This is a genomic window from Candidatus Enterococcus willemsii (assembly GCF_009933335.1).
Taxonomy (GTDB): domain Bacteria; phylum Bacillota; class Bacilli; order Lactobacillales; family Enterococcaceae; genus Enterococcus_F; species Enterococcus_F willemsii.
This window is the reverse complement of sequence record NZ_MAEL01000034.1, coordinates 1-18,324: the sequence shown is the minus strand read 5'-3', so window position 1 is coordinate 18,324 and position 18,324 is coordinate 1. Positions and strand designations below refer to the sequence as shown.

The following is an 18,324-nucleotide window of genomic DNA, read 5'->3' as shown; positions in this document are numbered from 1 at the left end:
GATGTTATAATGTAAAAGCTGAAGAAAGTTTTCGGAAAACTTTTTCTATTATATTGAGGAGGATTATTAGTGGAAAAATCAAAATTATGGACAAAGGATTTTATCACCGTTACACTCGTTAATTTCCTGGCATATTTAGTTTATTACTTATTAATGATTATTATTGCTGAATATGCGATGGATTCATTAAGTGCAACACCAAGTCAAGCAGGGGGAGCCGTTGGAATATTTATTATTGGCGCCTTAATCGCACGTCTACTTACAGGTGGAATTATTGAAAGAGTTGGTTATAAACGAATGCTATTTATCGGACTTGCGATTTATTTAGTTGCTTCACTGTTCTATTATGGTGCACATAGTTTATTGCTATTAATGGTTGTACGCTTTTTACATGGGGTTGGTTTTGGTTCAGCTTCTGTCGTAACAAGTACGATTGCAGCACAAATTATTCCTGTTGCTCGTCGAGGTGAGGGAATCGGTTATTATTCATTGAGTACTACAATGGCTTCAGCAATTGGTCCAATGTTAGGGATGTTTTTAGTCCGTCAATTATCGTTCTATGCAATTGTTACGGTGTCAATTGTCTTGTTAGTTGTAGCTGGGATTGGTGCGTTTATTTTAAACATTCCAAAATCACACTATACACCAGATTATGAAAAATCATCTATTTCCATTCATCATTTCCTAGAAATGAAGGCTGTGCCTATTTCATTAATTGGGATTTTATTAGGTGTTGGTTATTCAAGTATTGTCAGTTTCTTAACTTCATATACTAGTGAGATTGGGTTAGTAGCTGCAGGAAGTTTCTTCTTTATTGTGTATTCTGTTGCTATTTTATTCTCTCGTCCAGTCGCAGGACGTTTGATTGATACCAAAGGTGAAAACTTTGTTATGTATCCATCATTTATTTCATTTACCATTGGTCTATTTTTAATGGGAATTGCAAGTAACGGCGTTATCTTATTATTGTCTGCTGTATTTATCGGTGCTGGTTTCGGGACGTTCTTATCAAGTGGTCAAACCATTGCCATCAAAGTTGCACCAGAACATCGCGTTGGCCTAGCTACATCAACTTTCTTAGCAATTGTTGATGCAGCTGTCGGAATTGGTCCATCGATTTTAGGCGCTTTGGTTCCTATAATTGGCTATAATGGTGTGTACGTATCAATGGCTGTTGTCGCTTTAGTGGCAGGCGTATTGTACTTTATCTTTAACAAACAAATTTTAAATAAAAAATAATATCTTTTTACAGGCTATCGAATGATGATTTCGATAGCCTGTTATCAAAACGTTTTATTTTACGTAAAAAAAATAGAGGTGTACAATTTATTGTACGTTTTAGATGTTGAATCACCTAAAAAATCATTCAAGTTTTATTTGTTGTTCTGTCAAAACTTGAGTAGGTTTATCAAAGTGTTATCCATATAGGTTTTCCTACAGCAAGCTATTGACAACAATCCATGAATAAATTTGGATGGAAGCTAAAATGTAGGAGGTCGCTTATGTTAGAGAAACAATTATACAAAAAAATATTTTCTGATTCGTTTTCGATTCCGGTGGAAGTGCATTATTGGGATGGAACACAAGAAAGATACGGGGACACAACAAAGCCGCCTGTAGCAAAAATTACATTTAATGACATGATTCCAGTCAAAGATATTACCACTAATGCGTCATTAGCATTAGGTGAAGGGTATATGGACAAAAAGATTGAGATTGAAGGTAGTATTCAAGCAGTCATTACCGATGCATATTTACAAGCAGACAGCTTTCTTCGTTCAAAAAATTATATGAAATGGTTGCCTAAATTAAATAAGCATACGAAAAAACAAAATGTACATGATGTGCAATCACATTACGATTTGGGAAACGATTTTTATGAGCTGTGGTTAGATCCAACGTTAACTTATTCATGTGCGTATTTCCAAACATCAGAAGATAGTTTGGAACAAGCGCAAATCAATAAAATTCATCATATTTTAGATAAGTTATTTATCAAAGAAAATGAAACCTTGCTTGATATTGGTTGTGGTTGGGGAACCTTGATGTTAACTGCTGCCAAAGAGTACAAGGTAAAAGCAACAGGGATTACTTTAAGTCAGCAACAATATGATTTTATTCAAGCTAGAATCAAAGAAGAAGGACTGGAAGACCGCTGTTCTGTGATTCTTGAAGATTATCGTGAGGTAAAAGGCGTCTCTTTTGATCATATTACAAGTGTAGGCATGTTTGAGCATGTCGGTGAAGATAGTTTAGGCGAATACTTTGAAGTCGTAAAACGCTTATTGAAGCCAAAAGGCACGGCATTGATTCATGGGATTTCCCGTCAACAAGGTGGCGCAACCAATGCTTGGATTAATAAATATATTTTCCCGGGTGGTTACATTCCGGGCGTAGTTGAATTAGCCAATCACATGAAAGCAAATGACTTGCATTTAATTGACTTAGAAAGCTTACGTCGTGATTATCAACTCACTTTAGAACATTGGACTAAAAACTTCCACGAAGCGAAAAACGATGTGTTGAAGATTCATGACGAACGTTTCTATCGCATGTGGGACTTATACTTACAAGCGTGTGCGGCTTCTTTTGAATCCAGCAATATCGATGTTGTACAATATTTACTTGTGCATCCATTTAACAATGAGATTCCAATGCACCGAAACGTTTAATTAATAAACAGGTTGTTAATGTAGAGACATTAGCAACCTGTTTTTAGCTTGTATTACATACAACAATATGGAAAAATAAGAAAAAAGGAGTGGATAATAAATGTATACAAGTAAGGATGTCGCAAAATTAATGGATATTCCTGTTTCGACGATTCGTTATTATGAAAAAATAGGGATTATTCCACCAATTGAAAGAGATGAAAATGGGTATCGTATATATACGAATTCAACCTTAAATTGGATTTACTTAATGAAATCATTGCGAAATGCTGGATTATCGATTGACTCTTTGCAGGAATTTTCGCGATTATCGAAAGAAACAGGCGAAGAACGTCGTAAACAAAAGCAAGTATTGACGAATCAACTGAATGAACTAGATGCAAAAATTGCTGAAATGGTACGTGTTAGAAAATTACTAGCATATAAAATTGAAACTTACGATGAACATTTAGCAAAATTTCAAAACGGGGAACTGACAGAGAAAACAGCAGAAGAACTTTGGAAATTAGTATTATAAAAAGTCTTGCTATAAAGTATGCTTCATACTTTAAACTAATAGTAACGTTAGTTTGAAGGAGGATATGTAATGAAACGCATAACAATGAACAATGGCATTGAAATACCAATTTTAGGATTTGGTACATTTCAAATCACAGATCCGATAGAAGCTGAGGAAGCTGTTTTTCAAGCGATTCAAGCAGGATATCGGCATATTGATACTGCGCAATCTTATTTAAACGAAGAAGCGGTTGGCAAAGGTATCAAAAAAGCTAATATTGCTCGAGAAGAACTTTTTGTTACAACAAAAATCTGGGTAGAGAACGTCTCTTATGAAGGTGTTTATGCCTCTTTGCAATGCTCTTTGAAACGTATGCAATTAGATTATGTAGATTTGCTCTTAATTCATCAACCCTTTAATGATGTGTATGGTGCATGGCGTGCTATGGAAGAATTACAGCAGCAAGAAATAATCCGGTCAATTGGTGTCTCTAACTTTTCCGTCGATCGCGTAGTTGATTTATCACTTTTCAATAAGATTGCTCCGCAAGTTAATCAAATTGAAATCAATCCATTTCATCAACAACCTCATACGATTCAAGCACTGAAACAAGAAGGAATTCTTCCTGAAGCGTGGGCTCCGTTTGCAGAAGGAAAAAATCATATTTTTACCAACGAAATTTTGGCTTCGATTGCTAAGAAGCATCATAAATCAGTGGCACAAATTATTATTCGTTGGCTAGTTGAGCAAGAAATCGTTGTATTAACAAAAACTGTTAATTTAGAGCGGATGCGTGAAAATTTAGCCGTTTTTGATTTTCAGTTAACGAAAGAAGATAAAGAATTGATAGAAACATTGAATTGCGGAGAAAGTCAGTTTTTCTCACATACTGACCCTGAAAAAATCCGCTGGATGGCAGATAGAAAACTAGGTATTTAATGGAAGGAGAAAGAGAAGTGAAAACTTTATACCTTATGCGTCACGGACAAACATTATTTAATGAATTGCATAAAATTCAAGGTTGGTGTGATGCACCGTTGACAGATTTAGGCATCAAACAAGCACAACTTGCAGCAGAATATTTTACGTCAAATAATATTACTATTGAAAGTGCGTATTGTTCTACCTCTGAACGTGCTTCGGATACGTTGGAACAAATTACTGACTTACCTTATACTCGCTTGAAGGGCTTAAAAGAATGGAATTTTGGTCGATTTGAAGGTGAACCCGAATTTTTGAACCCTGCATTGCCATATGGAGATTTTTTTGTGCCGTTTGGTGGAGAAGATGAAATGACGTTTCAACAACGTGTAGCTGATACGATTTTATCATTCATGTCTCAAGAAAAAAACGACACCATTCTGGCGGTTTCGCATGGTGCTTCCTGTAGACAATTTATGCGTTATTGGGCGCATACGAGTGAAGTTGATCAGAAAAGCGCTTTGAAAAATTGTTGTATTTTAAAATTTGAATTTGAAAATAATTGTTTTCGATTAGTGGAAATCATTAACCATGACTTTAGCCGTATATAACGTACTTAATGTAAGTATTTCTGTTATTTTTCTTTTTTTGCGTTCATTAGAATTGATTGACACATTAAGCTTTCTCGTTTAAAATTTTTATGTAGGGTTAAATTTTTTGTAATTATAGGAGGAAGAAATGAGTCAGAAGTTTATGGAGTCGCTTCAAACAATAGCAGATGGGGTTCGCTTATCGTTTGATGAACAATCAGGTATTTTATACGGAATGAAAAATGGGTATACCTTAAGTTTGGAATCAGTGGATGAAAGTTTTGTCTTTGGTTTACAATTTTCATTAAAACAAGGTACTGAGTTACCAGACGCTGAATTATTGAAACAATTAGTAAAAGAATCGAAAATTATTACAAACTGTAGTGTTAATGGGTACCAAGTACGCTACGACTTAAAAACAGGAAGAAACGCTGAAAAAAGTGCCATGAATTTGGAAGAAGTTTTAGAATTAATTACTCGCTTTTTACAAGACCACCATTTTGTTAATTGCTGTGCGGATTGTGGTGCAGAAGAGGTTAGCGTATATGCTATCGGTGGTGCACCAATTATTTGTTGTGAAGAATGCTTTAAAAAATATTCAACTACAATCGTAGAAAATCAAACGGCACAACAACAGAAAAAAGAGAATATTGTTGCTGGGATTGTCGGTGCGATTTTAGGTTCTTTAATCGGTGTGGCGGCGATTGTTATTTTAGGACAATTGGGCTACGTTGCGGTTATTTCTGGTTTGATTCTAGCAATCTGTACACTAAAAGGATATGAATTGCTTGGAGGAAAATTAGGTAATATCGGTATTGTCGTTAGCTGTTTATTAATGATTGCGATGGTTTATTTTGGTTCCCGTTTAGATTGGGCACTTACTATTTCTAAAGTATATGAATGGGATTTAGTGTCGTCTTTCCAATTCTTCCCTGACTTGCTAAAAGAAGGCTATATAGACTCAAGCCCATATTATACTGATTTAGGATTGCTTTATGTATTTACAGCAATCGGTGCTGTACCGACAATTATTGGAATGGTCAAAGAACGTAAGGCAACAATTGAAAGTTATAAATTAGGTTAAAATCAAAAAAAGATACATTCTTTCTGTTGGAAATGAATGTATCTTTTTTTCTTATTAGTATTCCATTATTAAATGCTTTATCCAAAGAGAATGAGTACGAAATAGAAAAAGTTTCATAATCATAATGATTAAGATTATCCAAACAGAATTTGATTAAAAAAAGTCAAATTTTCAAGGGTTATTCTTTGACCATTACTGACCAAAAGCGTATAATAATCATTGTAAGGAAACTTATGAATCAATGGGAGGAATAGCTATGAATATAGAAAAAATGACGACGACATTACAAAGTGCTATTGCAGAAGCACAACAAGTCGCAGTAACACGTCATCATCAAGAAATTGATATTGCCCATTTATGGAAAATCTTTTTACAACCAAGCCACTTTGCAAGAAATTTCTACACGGATGCAGGTGTAGATGTAGAAGCTTTTGAAAGAGAAGTAGATAAAGCCTTAGATGAATACCCAAGTATCGAGGGTGGCAATGTTCAATATGGACAAAGTATGAGCCAAAATCTTTTCAATCTATTATCAGAAGCTGATAAAATTCGTGAAGAGTTTCAAGATGAATTTTTATCAACTGAGATTGTTGTACTGGCTTTAATGAAATTAAAAAATTATCGCTTAACTAAATATTTGAAAAATCAAGGAATCACTGAAAAAGAATTACGTAAAAATATCGAAGACATGCGAGGAGGGGATCGAGTGACCTCACAAAATCAAGAAGAGCAATACAAAGCGTTAGAAAAATATGGAGTTGATTTAGTTCAACAAGTCAAAAATGGCAAAATGGATCCAATTATCGGCCGTGATGAAGAAATTCGTGACGTTATTCGAATTTTGTCACGAAAAACGAAAAATAATCCAGTACTAATCGGGGAACCTGGTGTTGGTAAAACGGCAATCGTTGAAGGTTTAGCTCAACGGATTGTGCGCAAAGATGTCCCAGAAAACTTAAAAGACAAAACCATTTTTTCATTAGATATGGGGGCGTTAATAGCAGGTGCTAAATTCCGTGGTGAATTTGAAGAACGTCTAAAAGCCGTCTTGCAAGAAGTGAAAAAATCTGAAGGACGAATCATTCTATTTATTGATGAAATCCACAATATTGTCGGTGCTGGTAAAACAGAAGGTAGTATGGATGCTGGAAATCTATTAAAACCAATGTTGGCTCGTGGCGAATTGCATACAATTGGTGCCACAACATTAGATGAATACCGTCAATACATGGAAAAAGACAAAGCGTTAGAACGCCGTTTCCAAAAAGTATTGGTTAAAGAACCAACTGTAGAAGACACGATTTCCATTTTACGTGGCTTGAAAGAGCGTTTTGAAATTCATCACAGCGTAAATATTCATGACAATGCACTTGTCGCTGCTGCAACTTTATCTGACCGTTATATTACGGATCGTTTCTTACCAGACAAAGCGATTGATTTAGTCGATGAAGCTTGTGCCACAATCCGTGTGGAAATGAATTCAATGCCGACAGAGTTAGATCAAGTGACTCGTCGTTTGATGCAATTGGAAATTGAAGAAGCCGCATTGAAAAAAGAAACTGACGACGCATCGAAAAAACGTTTAGTTTCTTTACAAGAAGAATTGGCTGAATTACGTGAAGAAACCAATGCAATGAAAATGCAATGGGAAACTGAAAAAGAAGAAGTCAATGAAATTTCTAATAAACGAGCTGAAATCGATCGTGCAAAACACGAACTAGAGGATGCTGAAAATAATTATGATTTGGAACGTGCAGCGGTTCTCCGTCACGGAACAATTCCACAATTAGAAAAAGAATTAAAAGAACTAGATGCAAAAAATAATTCTGACCAATTACGCATGGTACAAGAGTCTGTCACAGAAAATGAAATTGCGACTGTTGTTGGTCGCTTGACTGGTATTCCAGTAACGAAACTGGTTGAAGGGGAACGCGAAAAATTAATGAAATTAAACGAAACCCTTCATCAACGTGTGATTGGCCAAGACGAAGCAGTTAACGCAGTCAGTGATGCTGTAATTCGTTCACGTGCAGGCTTGCAAGACCCAAATCGCCCACTCGGTTCGTTCTTATTCTTGGGACCAACAGGGGTCGGAAAAACCGAATTGGCAAAAGCCTTAGCTGAGAATCTATTTGATTCAGAAGACCATATGGTACGAATTGATATGAGTGAATACATGGAAAAACATTCTGTGTCTCGTTTAGTTGGAGCTCCTCCAGGCTATGTTGGCTATGAAGAAGGTGGACAATTAACGGAAGCCGTTCGTCGTAACCCATATACAATTATCTTGTTAGATGAAATTGAAAAAGCACATGCGGATGTCTTTAATATTCTCTTACAAGTATTGGATGATGGTCGTTTGACTGATTCCAAAGGTCGTGTAGTTGACTTTAAAAATACCGTGTTAATCATGACAAGTAATATCGGTTCACAAATTCTATTGGATGGTGTAACTGCTGATGGTCAAATTCCAGAAGCAACAGAAGAACAAGTGATGAGTATTCTAAAAGGACACTTCAAACCAGAATTCTTAAACCGAATCGATGATACCATTCTATTTACACCATTAAGCTTAGAAAATGTCAAAGGTATCGTAGATAAAATTGTTGCTCAATTATCTCGTCGTTTAGTTTCACAAGAAATTTATTTAACGATCGACGATGATGCTAAAGCATGGATTGCTGAAAATGCTTATGAACCAGCATATGGTGCAAGACCATTACGTCGTTTTGTGACACGCGAAGTAGAAACACCATTAGCAAAAGAAATTGTGTCTGGACGTATTTTACCTAAAACCAAAGTAACCATTACACTATTAAACAATCAATTAGTCTTTCAAAATGAAGCGATTGAAGAATAGAACAACTAGTGTATAACAGTCAAAAGCCACAAGCAAAGTAGTTACTTTGCTTGTGGCTTTTCTTATGCGTAAAAATACGAACATTATATGTTGTTTGTTGATTATTTTTCATATTTTCATTGTAATCATGGATATGCTCTCGTATAATCTTTCTGTGTGAAAAATGAAAGGAGTCTAAAAATGAAGAAAAATATTTCTTATATAATTTTATTGCCAGGTATTATTTTACTTGTGTTTTTCTTAATGGTACCCTTGATAGCCAGTATTTTTCCTACGTTTTTACCAATGAATGGTGGATTAGGAAATTATGTTTCTTTTTTTCAAGATGAATACAACCGTAGTATCTTTTGGCGGACCATTCGTGTTTCGGGAATTGTCACGATAATTTCCTTAATCTTAGGTATTCCGACTGCTTACTATATTGCTAGTCTACAGAAAAAATGGCGGGGGATTTTAATGGCTATGACATTGTTTCCGTTATTAACCAACTCAGTTATTCGTAGTTTTGCTTGGATTAATATTTTAGGTAAAAATGGTGTGGTTAATAATTTCTTGTTGTCGATTGGCTTAATTGATCAGCCATTAAGTCTGCTTTATACAGAATTTGCTATTATTATCGGTTCTGTATATTTATTTTTGCCAACTATGATTATGACTTTAGTTGGTGTAATGGAAAATATTGAAGGAGAAATGTTAGAAGCGGCAGAAACATTGGGAGCTTCGCCTTTTAGAGCCTTTGTAAAAATTGTTTTACCTCTATCAATTCCAGGAGCGATTGTTGGCAGTATTTTAGTGTTTACAGGTACGTTGACCGCTTATACAACACCTCAGTTATTAGGGGGAAACCAAAAGATGTTGTTAGCAACGTTCCTTTATCAAAAAGCATCTACGCTAGGTGATTGGAATGCAGTTGCAGTGATTGCTTTCATTATGATTGTGACAACTTTAGTGGTGATGAAGACATTAAATATCATTGCAAGACGAATGGATAGGAGGGAAATGGACCATGCGTAAACAAAAAGGAATGACGATGATTGCGATTTTAGTATTTGCCTTTTTATTTTTACCTTTAGTCTTAATTGTCGTTACTTCGTTCGGAACTGCGGCAGCAATTCAATTTCCGATTAAAGGTTTCACATTAGATTGGTATTTGAATGCTTTACGTTTAGATACTATGCTCGAAAGTTTTAAATTAAGTTTAGTTGTCGGTTTATTAGCCACCGTTTTGGCTTTATTGGTAGGTGTTCCTGCCTCATATGCACTTGCAAGGTATACAGTCAAAGGAAAGAGTTTCATTAAAAGTTTTTTCTTATCACCAACAGTTATTCCTGGCATTGTTGTTGGTTATACTTTGTTTCAATTTATTGTCGTTGCGTTAGGGTTGCCAGTTTTTCAAGGATTGTTAATTGGACATTTTTTAATTAGTTTACCTTATATCATTCGTGTTGTTGGCTCTAGTATGGACCAGTTGGATTATTCGATTGAAGAAGTCGCTTGGACTTTAGGATGTACACGCATTCGTGCCTTTATGCAAATTGTTTTGCCGAATGTGTCATCAGGAATATTTGCGGCCTTCATGTTGGCATTTGTCAATTCCTTTAATAACGTTCCAGTGTCCATGTTTTTATCCGGACCTGGTGTGACAATGCTGCCAACATCTTTATTGAGTTATATGGAATACAACTATGATCCGACTGTCTCAGCAATTTCGGTCATGTTGATGTTACTAACAATGGGTCTAATGTATCTGATTGAAAAAACGCTTGGTTTAGCGTCAATTGCGTAAAGGAGAGAATACTGTGTCATTTGTCGAACTAAAAGATATTCGTGTCAGTTATGACGGAAAACAAAATATACTAGAAGAAATGAATATTTCTATGGAAAAAGGGGAGCTAGTTTCCCTTTTAGGTCCGAGTGGTTGCGGAAAGACAACTACATTACGTGTAATTGCTGGTTTAATTCATCCAAATGAGGGTGATTTTATTTTGGATGATGAAAATTTAACTAAAGTGCCGGTGCATAAACGTAATTTTGGTATGGTATTTCAAAGTTATGCCTTATTTCCACATTTGACAATTGCGGAAAATGTGGGGTTTGGATTGAAGCTTCGTAAAGAAAAAAAGGATGTCATTGCAACACGTGTGGCCGATATGCTCAAAATTTGTGGATTGGAAGATTTAGGCGATCGCTATCCGAAACAATTATCCGGTGGGCAACGTCAGCGTGTAGCGCTAGCACGAGCATTGATTATTGAGCCAAAACTGTTGTTGTTAGATGAACCTTTATCCAACTTAGATGCCAAGTTACGCGTCACGATGCGTATTGAGATTAAACGTATCCAACAGCAATTAGGTATTACGACAGTTTTCGTTACTCACGATCAAGAAGAATGTTTCTCTATTTCAGATAAAGTAGCGATTATGAATAAAGGTGTGATTGAACAATACGATACACCTGAAAATATTTATCGCTTACCAAAAACAAAATTTGTCGCACAATTTATTGGTTTTGAGAATTTCTTTGATGTGACAAAAACAGCAACAGGTTACCAAACACTCACGAATGTTCCATTGTCATCAAGCATTTCTGATGTGGATGCCTCACAAGCGGTTGCAACCATTCGTCCAGAAGATATTCAAATTGTAGCGTCTGGTGCGATTAAAGGCACAGTTATCGTAAGAACGTTTTTAGGAAAAAGTCATCAATATGAAGTGTCAACAGATTTAGGTACACTCTTAGTAAACGGCAGTGATAAACAAGTTTACCAAACTGGCGAAGAAATTCAATTAAACTTCCCAGCTGAAAAATTAGTTATTTTAGAAAGGTGAGAATGTAATGAAAAAGTATTTGTTTGGTTTATTATTGGTATCAGGAGTTATTTTGGGTGCGTGTGGTAATAGCGAAGCACCCACAGGAGCGACAGGAAGTGAAAGTGCAAGTTCAAATGAATTAGTGGTTTCGACATTTGGATTAAGTGAAGATATTGTAAAAAAAGATATTATGGCTCCTTTTGAAGAAGCAAACGATGCTAAAATTACCTTAGAAGTTGGAAATAGTGCGGATCGTTTTACGAAATTTAAAAATAATCCGAAAGCAGGTGTTGATGTGATTGAATTAGCACAAAATAACTCTACTGAAGGAACACAAGACGGGTTATTTTTAGATATTACAGAAGCTGATGTACCTAATTTAGCAAATTTAACAGATAATGCAAAAGAAGTATTTGAAAGTGGTTCTGGTGTACCGATCGCTGTTAATAGTATTGGAATTGTGTACGACAAAGAAAAAGTTGGACATGAGATTACTAGTTGGGATGATTTATGGAGTGAAGATTTAAAAGGTCAAATTTCAATTCCTGATATTACTGTTACAGCAGGACCATTGATGTTATATGTTGCTAGTGATTATGCGGGACAAGATATTGCGACTGACAACGGAGAAAAAGCCTTTGATGCATTAACTGAGTTAAAACCAAATGTTGTTAAAACATATTCGAAATCATCTGATTTAGCGAATATGTTCCAATCTGGTGAAATTTCAGTTGCTGTGGTTGCTGATTTTGCAGTCGACATCATTAAAGGGGCAACCGATACAGTCACTTATGTGGTTCCTGAATCTGGTACTTATGCTAACTTTAATACCGTAAATATTCCGAAAGATACAAAAAATAAAGAACTAGCTTTGAAATTCGTGGATCATCGTATTAGTGAAGAATCACAAAAAGCCAAAGCACTATCTTTAAATGAAGGACCAGTCAACAAAAACGTTGAATTAACTGCAGAAGAAGCGAGTAACAAAACTTACGGAGAAATTGCCGATCGCGCCAAAGCAGTCGACTTCAAAATGATTAATGAAAATATGGGTTCATGGGTTGACCAGTGGAACCGTACAATGAATAATTAAAAGAGGGATAAAATGAACGCAGATTTGATTATTAAAAATGCTTGGGTTTTTCAAACACCGACACGTAGTTTTATAAAGCAAAATGTTGCTATCAAAGACAACAAATTTTATTATATCAGTCCTGCCGACATAGATTATCTTTCAACAAATGTTATTGAAGCCGAGAATCAGTACCTGATTCCCGGCTTAATTGATATACACATGCATATTGAAAGTTCTATGACGACACCAACCATCTTTTCAGAAGCTGTTTTGCGCTACGGTGTGACAACAATTGTGGCAGACGCGCATGAAATGGCGAATGTTTTTGGATTAGATGGGTTAAAAGAGTTTATGGCTGCTGATACAACATTAGATATTTTTCACGCTATTCCATCTTCTGTTCCTTCCACAACCCCTGAATTAGAAACAACAGGTGGGGTTATTGGATTAGCAGAAGTAGCGAAGTTATTGCAAGATCCACGCGTAATTTGCTTAGGTGAAGCAATGAATTTTAAAGGGATTGCTTATGAGACTGACTCATTAATTGCCCAAATTATTGACTTATGTAAGAAAGAACGACCAACAATGCCTATGGAAGGACATATTCCTAAAATCTATGATCAAGAATTAGCCGATTTTTTATATAGTGGGATTTCTTCCGATCATACACATCAATTTCCAGAACAATTACTAGCAAAAATTAATGCAGGTCTCTTTATTCAATTTCAAAATAAGTCAATCACTCCAGAAAATATGATGGTCATTCATGATAACCAATTATACGATTTTGCTTGTTTTATTACGGATGATGTAATGGCGGATGATTTATTATCAGGCCATTTAAATGCAAACTTACTAAAAGCAGTTCAAGCAGGTTTGCCAATGGAAGAGGCTATTTATATGACGACATATACACCCGCACGTCGGATGAGTTTGTTAGATCGGGGCATGATTGCACCGGGACGAATAGCTGATTTTATTTTGTTAGATGATTTAGCAGAATTTTCAATTAACGCTGTATATAAAGATGGGCATCCAGTTTATACTAAAGGTGAAGCCATTCATTATCCAGAAGTTATTGAAGAATTTCCAGCAGAATATTTTCAAAGTGTTCATTGTCGACCATTAACGCCGCAAGATTTACGGTTAGCAGTAAAGACAGACAAAGAGTTTGTTCGTTGCAACGTCATTCAAAAACAAGTAGTTGGTACTTTTACAGAACGAGTAACTAGAACAATTCCTGTCACTAACGGAATACTTCAAATTCAAGAGGCCAATATAGCTCAGCTAATCGTCATGGAACGCTATGGAAAAAATGGCAATATTGCACATGCCTTAATGGATCAACCACTGAAGAAAAAAGGCGCCATAGCTACCACCTGGGCGCATGATCACCATAATTTAATGGTGATGGGAAACGATGCAGACTCTATTCTACTAGCACAACATGAATTGCTAAAGCTACAAGGAGGATACGTAGTGGTTCATGATGGTCAAGTTGTTGCGACCTGTCCATTACCAATCGGTGGTATTTTGTCACAAGCACCAATTGAAGAATTAGGGGCGGACTTAAAACACGTTCGTCAAGCGATGCAAAATCTAGGGTATGAAAACATGAATGAAATTATGTCTTTTTCGACACTATCATTACCTGTATCACCAGCAATTAAAGTGACGGATAAAGGAATGATGGATACCAAATCACAAACTTTTTATCCACTTATTTTTCCAGAAGATGGGGTGTTGCTTCATGCGTCAATTGATTAAAAATGTTCATCTATTAACGATGGATGAACAATATACAGAAATTCCAAATGCTTATGTTTTAATCGAAGATGAGACGATTCAGCAAATCGGGCGTATGGTAGAACCTTTACCGCAAGCTGATACTGTGATTGATGGAAATGAAGGAATCTTGTTGCCAGGGATGATTAATACGCATACACATGTCGGAATGATTCCTTTTCGTTCATTGGGAGATGATGTCCCTGATCGCTTACGTCGCTTTTTATTTCCTTTAGAACAAGTTATGACTAAAGAACTTGCTCGAGCTTCTGCACAATACGCAACAGCTGAAATGTTGCTAAGTGGGGTGACCAGCTTTTGCGATATGTATTATTTTGAAGATGATATTGCTGAAGCTGTAGCAGAGATGGAGTCACGGGCAATTTTAGGAGAAACGATTATCGAGATGGCTACTTGTGATTTTACCACGCCAGAACAAGCACTTGATTGGTGTGATGAAACCTTTATTCAAAAATGGCAACATCATCCCTTGATTACACCAGCAATCGCTCCTCATGCAACCAATACGAATTCACCTGAATTATTGGCAAGAATCATTGACTTAGGGAAAAAACATCAAGTGCCTATTACCATGCATGTTGCTGAAATGACTTATGAAATGACTGAGTTTGCTGAAAAATACCAACAAACACCAATTGCTTTTTTAAATGATTTGGGCTATTTTGATCACCATTTTATTATGGCGCATTGTATTTTTACAGAAGAAAGTGATCTTGCATTACTTGATGACAAACAGGTATCTGTGGCGCATTGTATTGGTGCCAATACAAAATCAGCTAAAGGTGTAGCGCCGGTGAAAGCGATGTTGACACATCATTGGGATGTTGGTTTAGGAACCGACGGGCCTAGTAGCGGGAATACTTTGGATTTATTTACACAAATGCGAATGTTTGCTAACTTTCATAAAACTTACGAACATGATCGTGGGATTTTTCCAGCAAAAGAGATTGTTGCTTTGGCGACGATTGGTGGGGCAAAGGTATTGGGGCTAGATACACTAGTTGGTTCAATTGAAGTAGGGAAAAAGGCAGATGTTACGCTCATTGAGACCCAGTCATTGAACATGTTCCCAATATTTGATGCTTATTCAGCGCTTGTTTATTCAGCAAATGCCGGTAATGTTTCTGATGTGTGGGTGAACGGAAAACACCTCGTAGCAAATAAAAAGTTAGTGAAACATGATAGTCAAAAATTAAAAACAAACTTAATGAAACAAATGGATACCTTTATTGATGAAGCTCAAAAACGAGCAGCAACAATTAAATGAAAAACACCACTACAATCTTATTCGGATTGTAGTGGTGTTTCAGCTTGTTCTTCTGTTTCAATCAAAGAGTCATCTAGCCAATTTGTGACAATAATTTTTAGAATGGCTGCAGCAGGTACGGCTAAAAACATGCCTAAAATACCGAAATAGGCACCGCCGATCGTAATCGAAATAATAATAATAATCGGATTTAAATTTAGTGCGCCACTCATAATACGCGGTCCAATAATATTTCCGTCAATTTGTTGTAAGACGATTAAAGCAATTAGTACATAAATTGCATGACTCAATCCGCCGGTAAAGAAACAAATGATTGCTGTAATAATAGAAGCAAAGATTGCTCCAAAATAAGGAATCATATTCCCTACACCTAGTAACAAACCTAAAGTTAAAGCAAATTTAGCATCAAGCAAGAGTAACGTAATTGTCGATAAAATTGCAATAATGCAAGCATCAAGAAACTGTGAGCTGATAAATTTGTAAAAAATTTGATTTGTGGTTTGAATCCAACGTTTACTACTTTCAAACAAATGTTCAGATAGAATCTTTTGAGAACATTTAGCAATAAAATCTAAAATAGCATCTTTAAATAATAACGTATAGATTGAAATAATTAAGGCTAATACTGAATTAATAGCTAAGGAAGTCAAACTTTTCGTAAAAGCACCTAAAGAAGTCAACGCTTGCGTCCACTGTGTTAGGACATTTTCAGGTGAGTAGTCAGCTGTTAATTTTGTTAGAAGTTCTTCTAAACGAATAATCTCAATGACATTGTTATTTTCCAATTCTTGTACAACTTCTAAAATGTAATTATAAAAAGCTGGTAGCATAGCGATTAAATCAATGACATTGACAATAATAATCGGTATAACATAATTTAAAGCCACAAAGACTAAATAAATGGCAACCAGATAAAGGACAAGAATACTTAACCCTCGACTTCTTTTTGTTAAAAAAGGAAGATTAAACTTTTGTATCAACATTTCTAGGCGTTTTTGTGCTCCGTTTAATAAATAGGCCAAAACAAATCCCATAATAAACGGAGAAAGCACTTGGATAAAGCGTCGCAAGCTATTTACTGCAATTTGATAGTTCGAGATAAATTTATACCCCAAAATAACTACCATTAAAAATAGAAAACGAATAATCCAATAATTCCAATCAATTTTAATTTTTTTCAATCAACGACACCTCATAAATAGTTTATAGTTCTATCATAAATGAAATAAGGCAAAATAGAAACTATTATTTTAAAGTTTACATAATCAAATTATGGGTAATTAATCAAGGTTTGACCATTTTCGAGGAGTAGATAGAGTAATATGACGAATCATCTCTAATTCTATTTGCTGATTAGCTACGAATAGCACATTATTCTCATAGCCTTGTAAATAACCTTCAATGTCAGGTAAATATTGTTCATCTGCAATTTGATTGAGTTGGATAGCGATTGATTGATTATACAAGACTGCTTTTTCTAAGGTACGCGTTATTTCTTCCTCACTCATTTGTGGTTTAGGTTCAATGGAGGAGCCCCTTTTTTGTGCATCGATTTGTGCGGTATGCTCAGATAAATAAAAACCAGCCCATTTGATTTTTTTACGATCATTGTAAGGATGGAGGGAGCTCATGAGAATCCTCCTTTACTAAAGCAGTACGAATGGTGTAGCAAAGTTCACTTGTACCATCCTCATTGGTTATTATTTTTCTGTCGAAAGTGACTTTTTCTGGTTGAAAAGTAGCCAAAGTTGCTAAAGCGAAAATTTCAATCATCTGTTGGTCAGGTTGTGACATGTTTTGAAAAGAATGCCATGTTTGTTCATTCATCAAATGTTCTAAAAAAGTATCTTGGTAACTCATTATTCTCACTCCCAAATTTTATTATATTCCTATAATAAGAACTTATGTTCTGTTTGTAAAGCGAACAAATGCTTAAAAAATAAAAGAACCTTTCTCAAAAGAAAGGTTCTACTCACGAAAGTAGTCAATATACTTTTTTAATAATACATAATCTTTTTCAGCACTTGCTTGTAAAATCACTTTATCCCCAAAGAGGCTTTTTTTCGATGCATTTATTACTTTATGATGAATATTGTTGGAAATTAAATATTCTAATTCATCATTATTAATGTTTATGTCATCTGTATCTTTTATTTGACTGTAATGAAAAGCAAGGTGTGCCGCCTCATTTACTATTCGCTTAAATTCTAATTTATCAACTTTCATCATACCACCTCTTGTCTTATAGATTACTTGATAAATGCTTTTAGAACAAAGAAGAAGGGGATTATTTAAAAAAACTTTAAGTTAATTTAAAAAAGTGAACATTGTAAGCGGATAATTGGATTTTTAGAAGTTTTCCTTAAAAAAACATATTATAGTACTGTATAGAGAAATTATTTGATATGTAAATATTAATTTTTGGACATACTGTTCTCTTTACTTAATTCTTCTGTATTAAAATTAGTATACTTATCACATTCCTGTGCCAATTGATTGAGAATCAAATTTTTTCTATTTTTAAATTGCTCAAAACTAAGTATTTTTCCTTGTAACAAGTCATATAAATTTTCTAGCTCTTCTGCATAATTATTTTGTAGATGTATTTTAGGGACATTGAGTAAACATGTTAATAATTTTCCATATTCTTCGTCATTTATAACATTGTGTTTATTTAATACTTTATAATGATTAATTTGACTAGATACAAATACATTAGTCACTTGGGTATTGCTTCTAT

Annotated in this window: 18 protein-coding genes; 13 read left to right on the top strand and 5 right to left on the bottom strand. The window is 35.1% G+C overall.

Annotation, left to right across the window (positions count from 1 at the left end; all coding sequences use genetic code 11):
• Positions 1-69: 69 nt before the first annotated feature.
• The 13 genes from BAU17_RS05560 to BAU17_RS05500 all read left to right on the top strand — a co-directional run bounded on the left by BAU17_RS05560 (position 70) and on the right by BAU17_RS05500 (position 15,584).
• Positions 70-1,239 carry an MFS transporter gene (locus tag BAU17_RS05560; protein ID WP_161901834.1) on the top strand — a complete coding sequence of 390 codons (1,170 nt, stop codon included), beginning with the start codon at positions 70-72 and terminating at the stop codon, positions 1,237-1,239.
• A 263-nt stretch (positions 1,240-1,502) separates the two neighbouring features.
• Complete coding sequence (locus BAU17_RS05555; protein WP_161901833.1) at positions 1,503-2,672, top strand: SAM-dependent methyltransferase; 1,170 nt, start codon at positions 1,503-1,505, stop codon at positions 2,670-2,672.
• 100 nt (positions 2,673-2,772) lie between these two features.
• A complete protein-coding gene (locus BAU17_RS05550) occupies positions 2,773-3,189 on the top strand; it encodes a MerR family transcriptional regulator (RefSeq protein WP_161901832.1) in 417 nt (138 codons plus the stop codon).
• A gap of 69 nt (positions 3,190-3,258) precedes the next feature.
• Complete coding sequence (locus BAU17_RS05545) at positions 3,259-4,110, top strand: aldo/keto reductase (protein WP_161901831.1); 852 nt, start codon at positions 3,259-3,261, stop codon at positions 4,108-4,110.
• Positions 4,111-4,145: 35 nt separating this feature from the next.
• Positions 4,146-4,703: a histidine phosphatase family protein gene (locus tag BAU17_RS05540; RefSeq protein WP_161901849.1), complete on the top strand. Its 558-nt coding sequence runs from the start codon at positions 4,146-4,148 to the stop codon at positions 4,701-4,703.
• A 127-nt stretch (positions 4,704-4,830) separates the two neighbouring features.
• Positions 4,831-5,766 carry a hypothetical protein gene (locus BAU17_RS05535; RefSeq protein WP_161901830.1) on the top strand — a complete coding sequence of 312 codons (936 nt, stop codon included), beginning with the start codon at positions 4,831-4,833 and terminating at the stop codon, positions 5,764-5,766.
• Positions 5,767-6,022: 256 nt separating this feature from the next.
• Entirely contained in the window at positions 6,023-8,626 is a 2,604-nt protein-coding gene (clpB, locus tag BAU17_RS05530) for an ATP-dependent chaperone ClpB (RefSeq protein WP_161901829.1), read from the top strand.
• A gap of 180 nt (positions 8,627-8,806) precedes the next feature.
• The gene (locus tag BAU17_RS05525) at positions 8,807-9,640 is read left to right on the top strand and encodes an ABC transporter permease (RefSeq protein ID WP_161901828.1); all 834 of its coding nucleotides are present in this window, start codon (positions 8,807-8,809) and stop codon (positions 9,638-9,640) included.
• Positions 9,633-10,412, top strand: a complete 780-nt coding sequence (locus BAU17_RS05520) for an ABC transporter permease (protein ID WP_161901827.1) — start codon at positions 9,633-9,635, stop codon at positions 10,410-10,412. The genes BAU17_RS05525 and BAU17_RS05520 overlap by 8 nt, the downstream gene beginning before the upstream one ends.
• 13 nt (positions 10,413-10,425) lie before the next feature.
• The gene (locus BAU17_RS05515; RefSeq protein WP_161901826.1) at positions 10,426-11,454 is read left to right on the top strand and encodes an ABC transporter ATP-binding protein; all 1,029 of its coding nucleotides are present in this window, start codon (positions 10,426-10,428) and stop codon (positions 11,452-11,454) included.
• 7 nt (positions 11,455-11,461) lie between these two features.
• Positions 11,462-12,529 (top strand): ABC transporter substrate-binding protein, encoded by a 1,068-nt coding sequence (locus BAU17_RS05510; protein ID WP_161901825.1) that lies wholly within the window; start codon positions 11,462-11,464, stop codon positions 12,527-12,529.
• 12 nt (positions 12,530-12,541) lie between these two features.
• Positions 12,542-14,278 (top strand): adenine deaminase C-terminal domain-containing protein, encoded by a 1,737-nt coding sequence (locus BAU17_RS05505; protein ID WP_161901824.1) that lies wholly within the window; start codon positions 12,542-12,544, stop codon positions 14,276-14,278.
• The gene (locus BAU17_RS05500; RefSeq protein WP_161901823.1) at positions 14,262-15,584 is read left to right on the top strand and encodes an amidohydrolase; all 1,323 of its coding nucleotides are present in this window, start codon (positions 14,262-14,264) and stop codon (positions 15,582-15,584) included. The genes BAU17_RS05505 and BAU17_RS05500 overlap by 17 nt, the downstream gene beginning before the upstream one ends.
• A gap of 17 nt (positions 15,585-15,601) precedes the next feature.
• Here BAU17_RS05500 and BAU17_RS05495 read toward each other — a convergent pair whose 3' ends face one another.
• The 5 genes from BAU17_RS05495 to BAU17_RS05475 form a co-directional block, all read right to left on the bottom strand.
• Complete coding sequence (locus tag BAU17_RS05495; RefSeq protein ID WP_161901822.1) at positions 15,602-16,765, bottom strand: AI-2E family transporter; 1,164 nt, start codon at positions 16,763-16,765, stop codon at positions 15,602-15,604.
• Positions 16,766-16,864: 99 nt separating this feature from the next.
• A complete protein-coding gene (locus BAU17_RS05490; protein ID WP_161901821.1) occupies positions 16,865-17,215 on the bottom strand; it encodes a hypothetical protein in 351 nt (116 codons plus the stop codon).
• Positions 17,190-17,444 carry a hypothetical protein gene (locus BAU17_RS05485; RefSeq protein WP_161901820.1) on the bottom strand — a complete coding sequence of 85 codons (255 nt, stop codon included), beginning with the start codon at positions 17,442-17,444 and terminating at the stop codon, positions 17,190-17,192. The genes BAU17_RS05490 and BAU17_RS05485 overlap by 26 nt, the downstream gene beginning before the upstream one ends.
• Before the next feature lie 108 nt (positions 17,445-17,552).
• Positions 17,553-17,813, bottom strand: coding sequence for a hypothetical protein (locus BAU17_RS05480; RefSeq protein ID WP_237579086.1), 261 nt, complete (start codon positions 17,811-17,813; stop codon positions 17,553-17,555).
• A gap of 185 nt (positions 17,814-17,998) precedes the next feature.
• On the bottom strand, positions 17,999-18,324 hold a 326-nt coding region (locus tag BAU17_RS05475; protein ID WP_237579085.1), incomplete at its 5' end, for a hypothetical protein.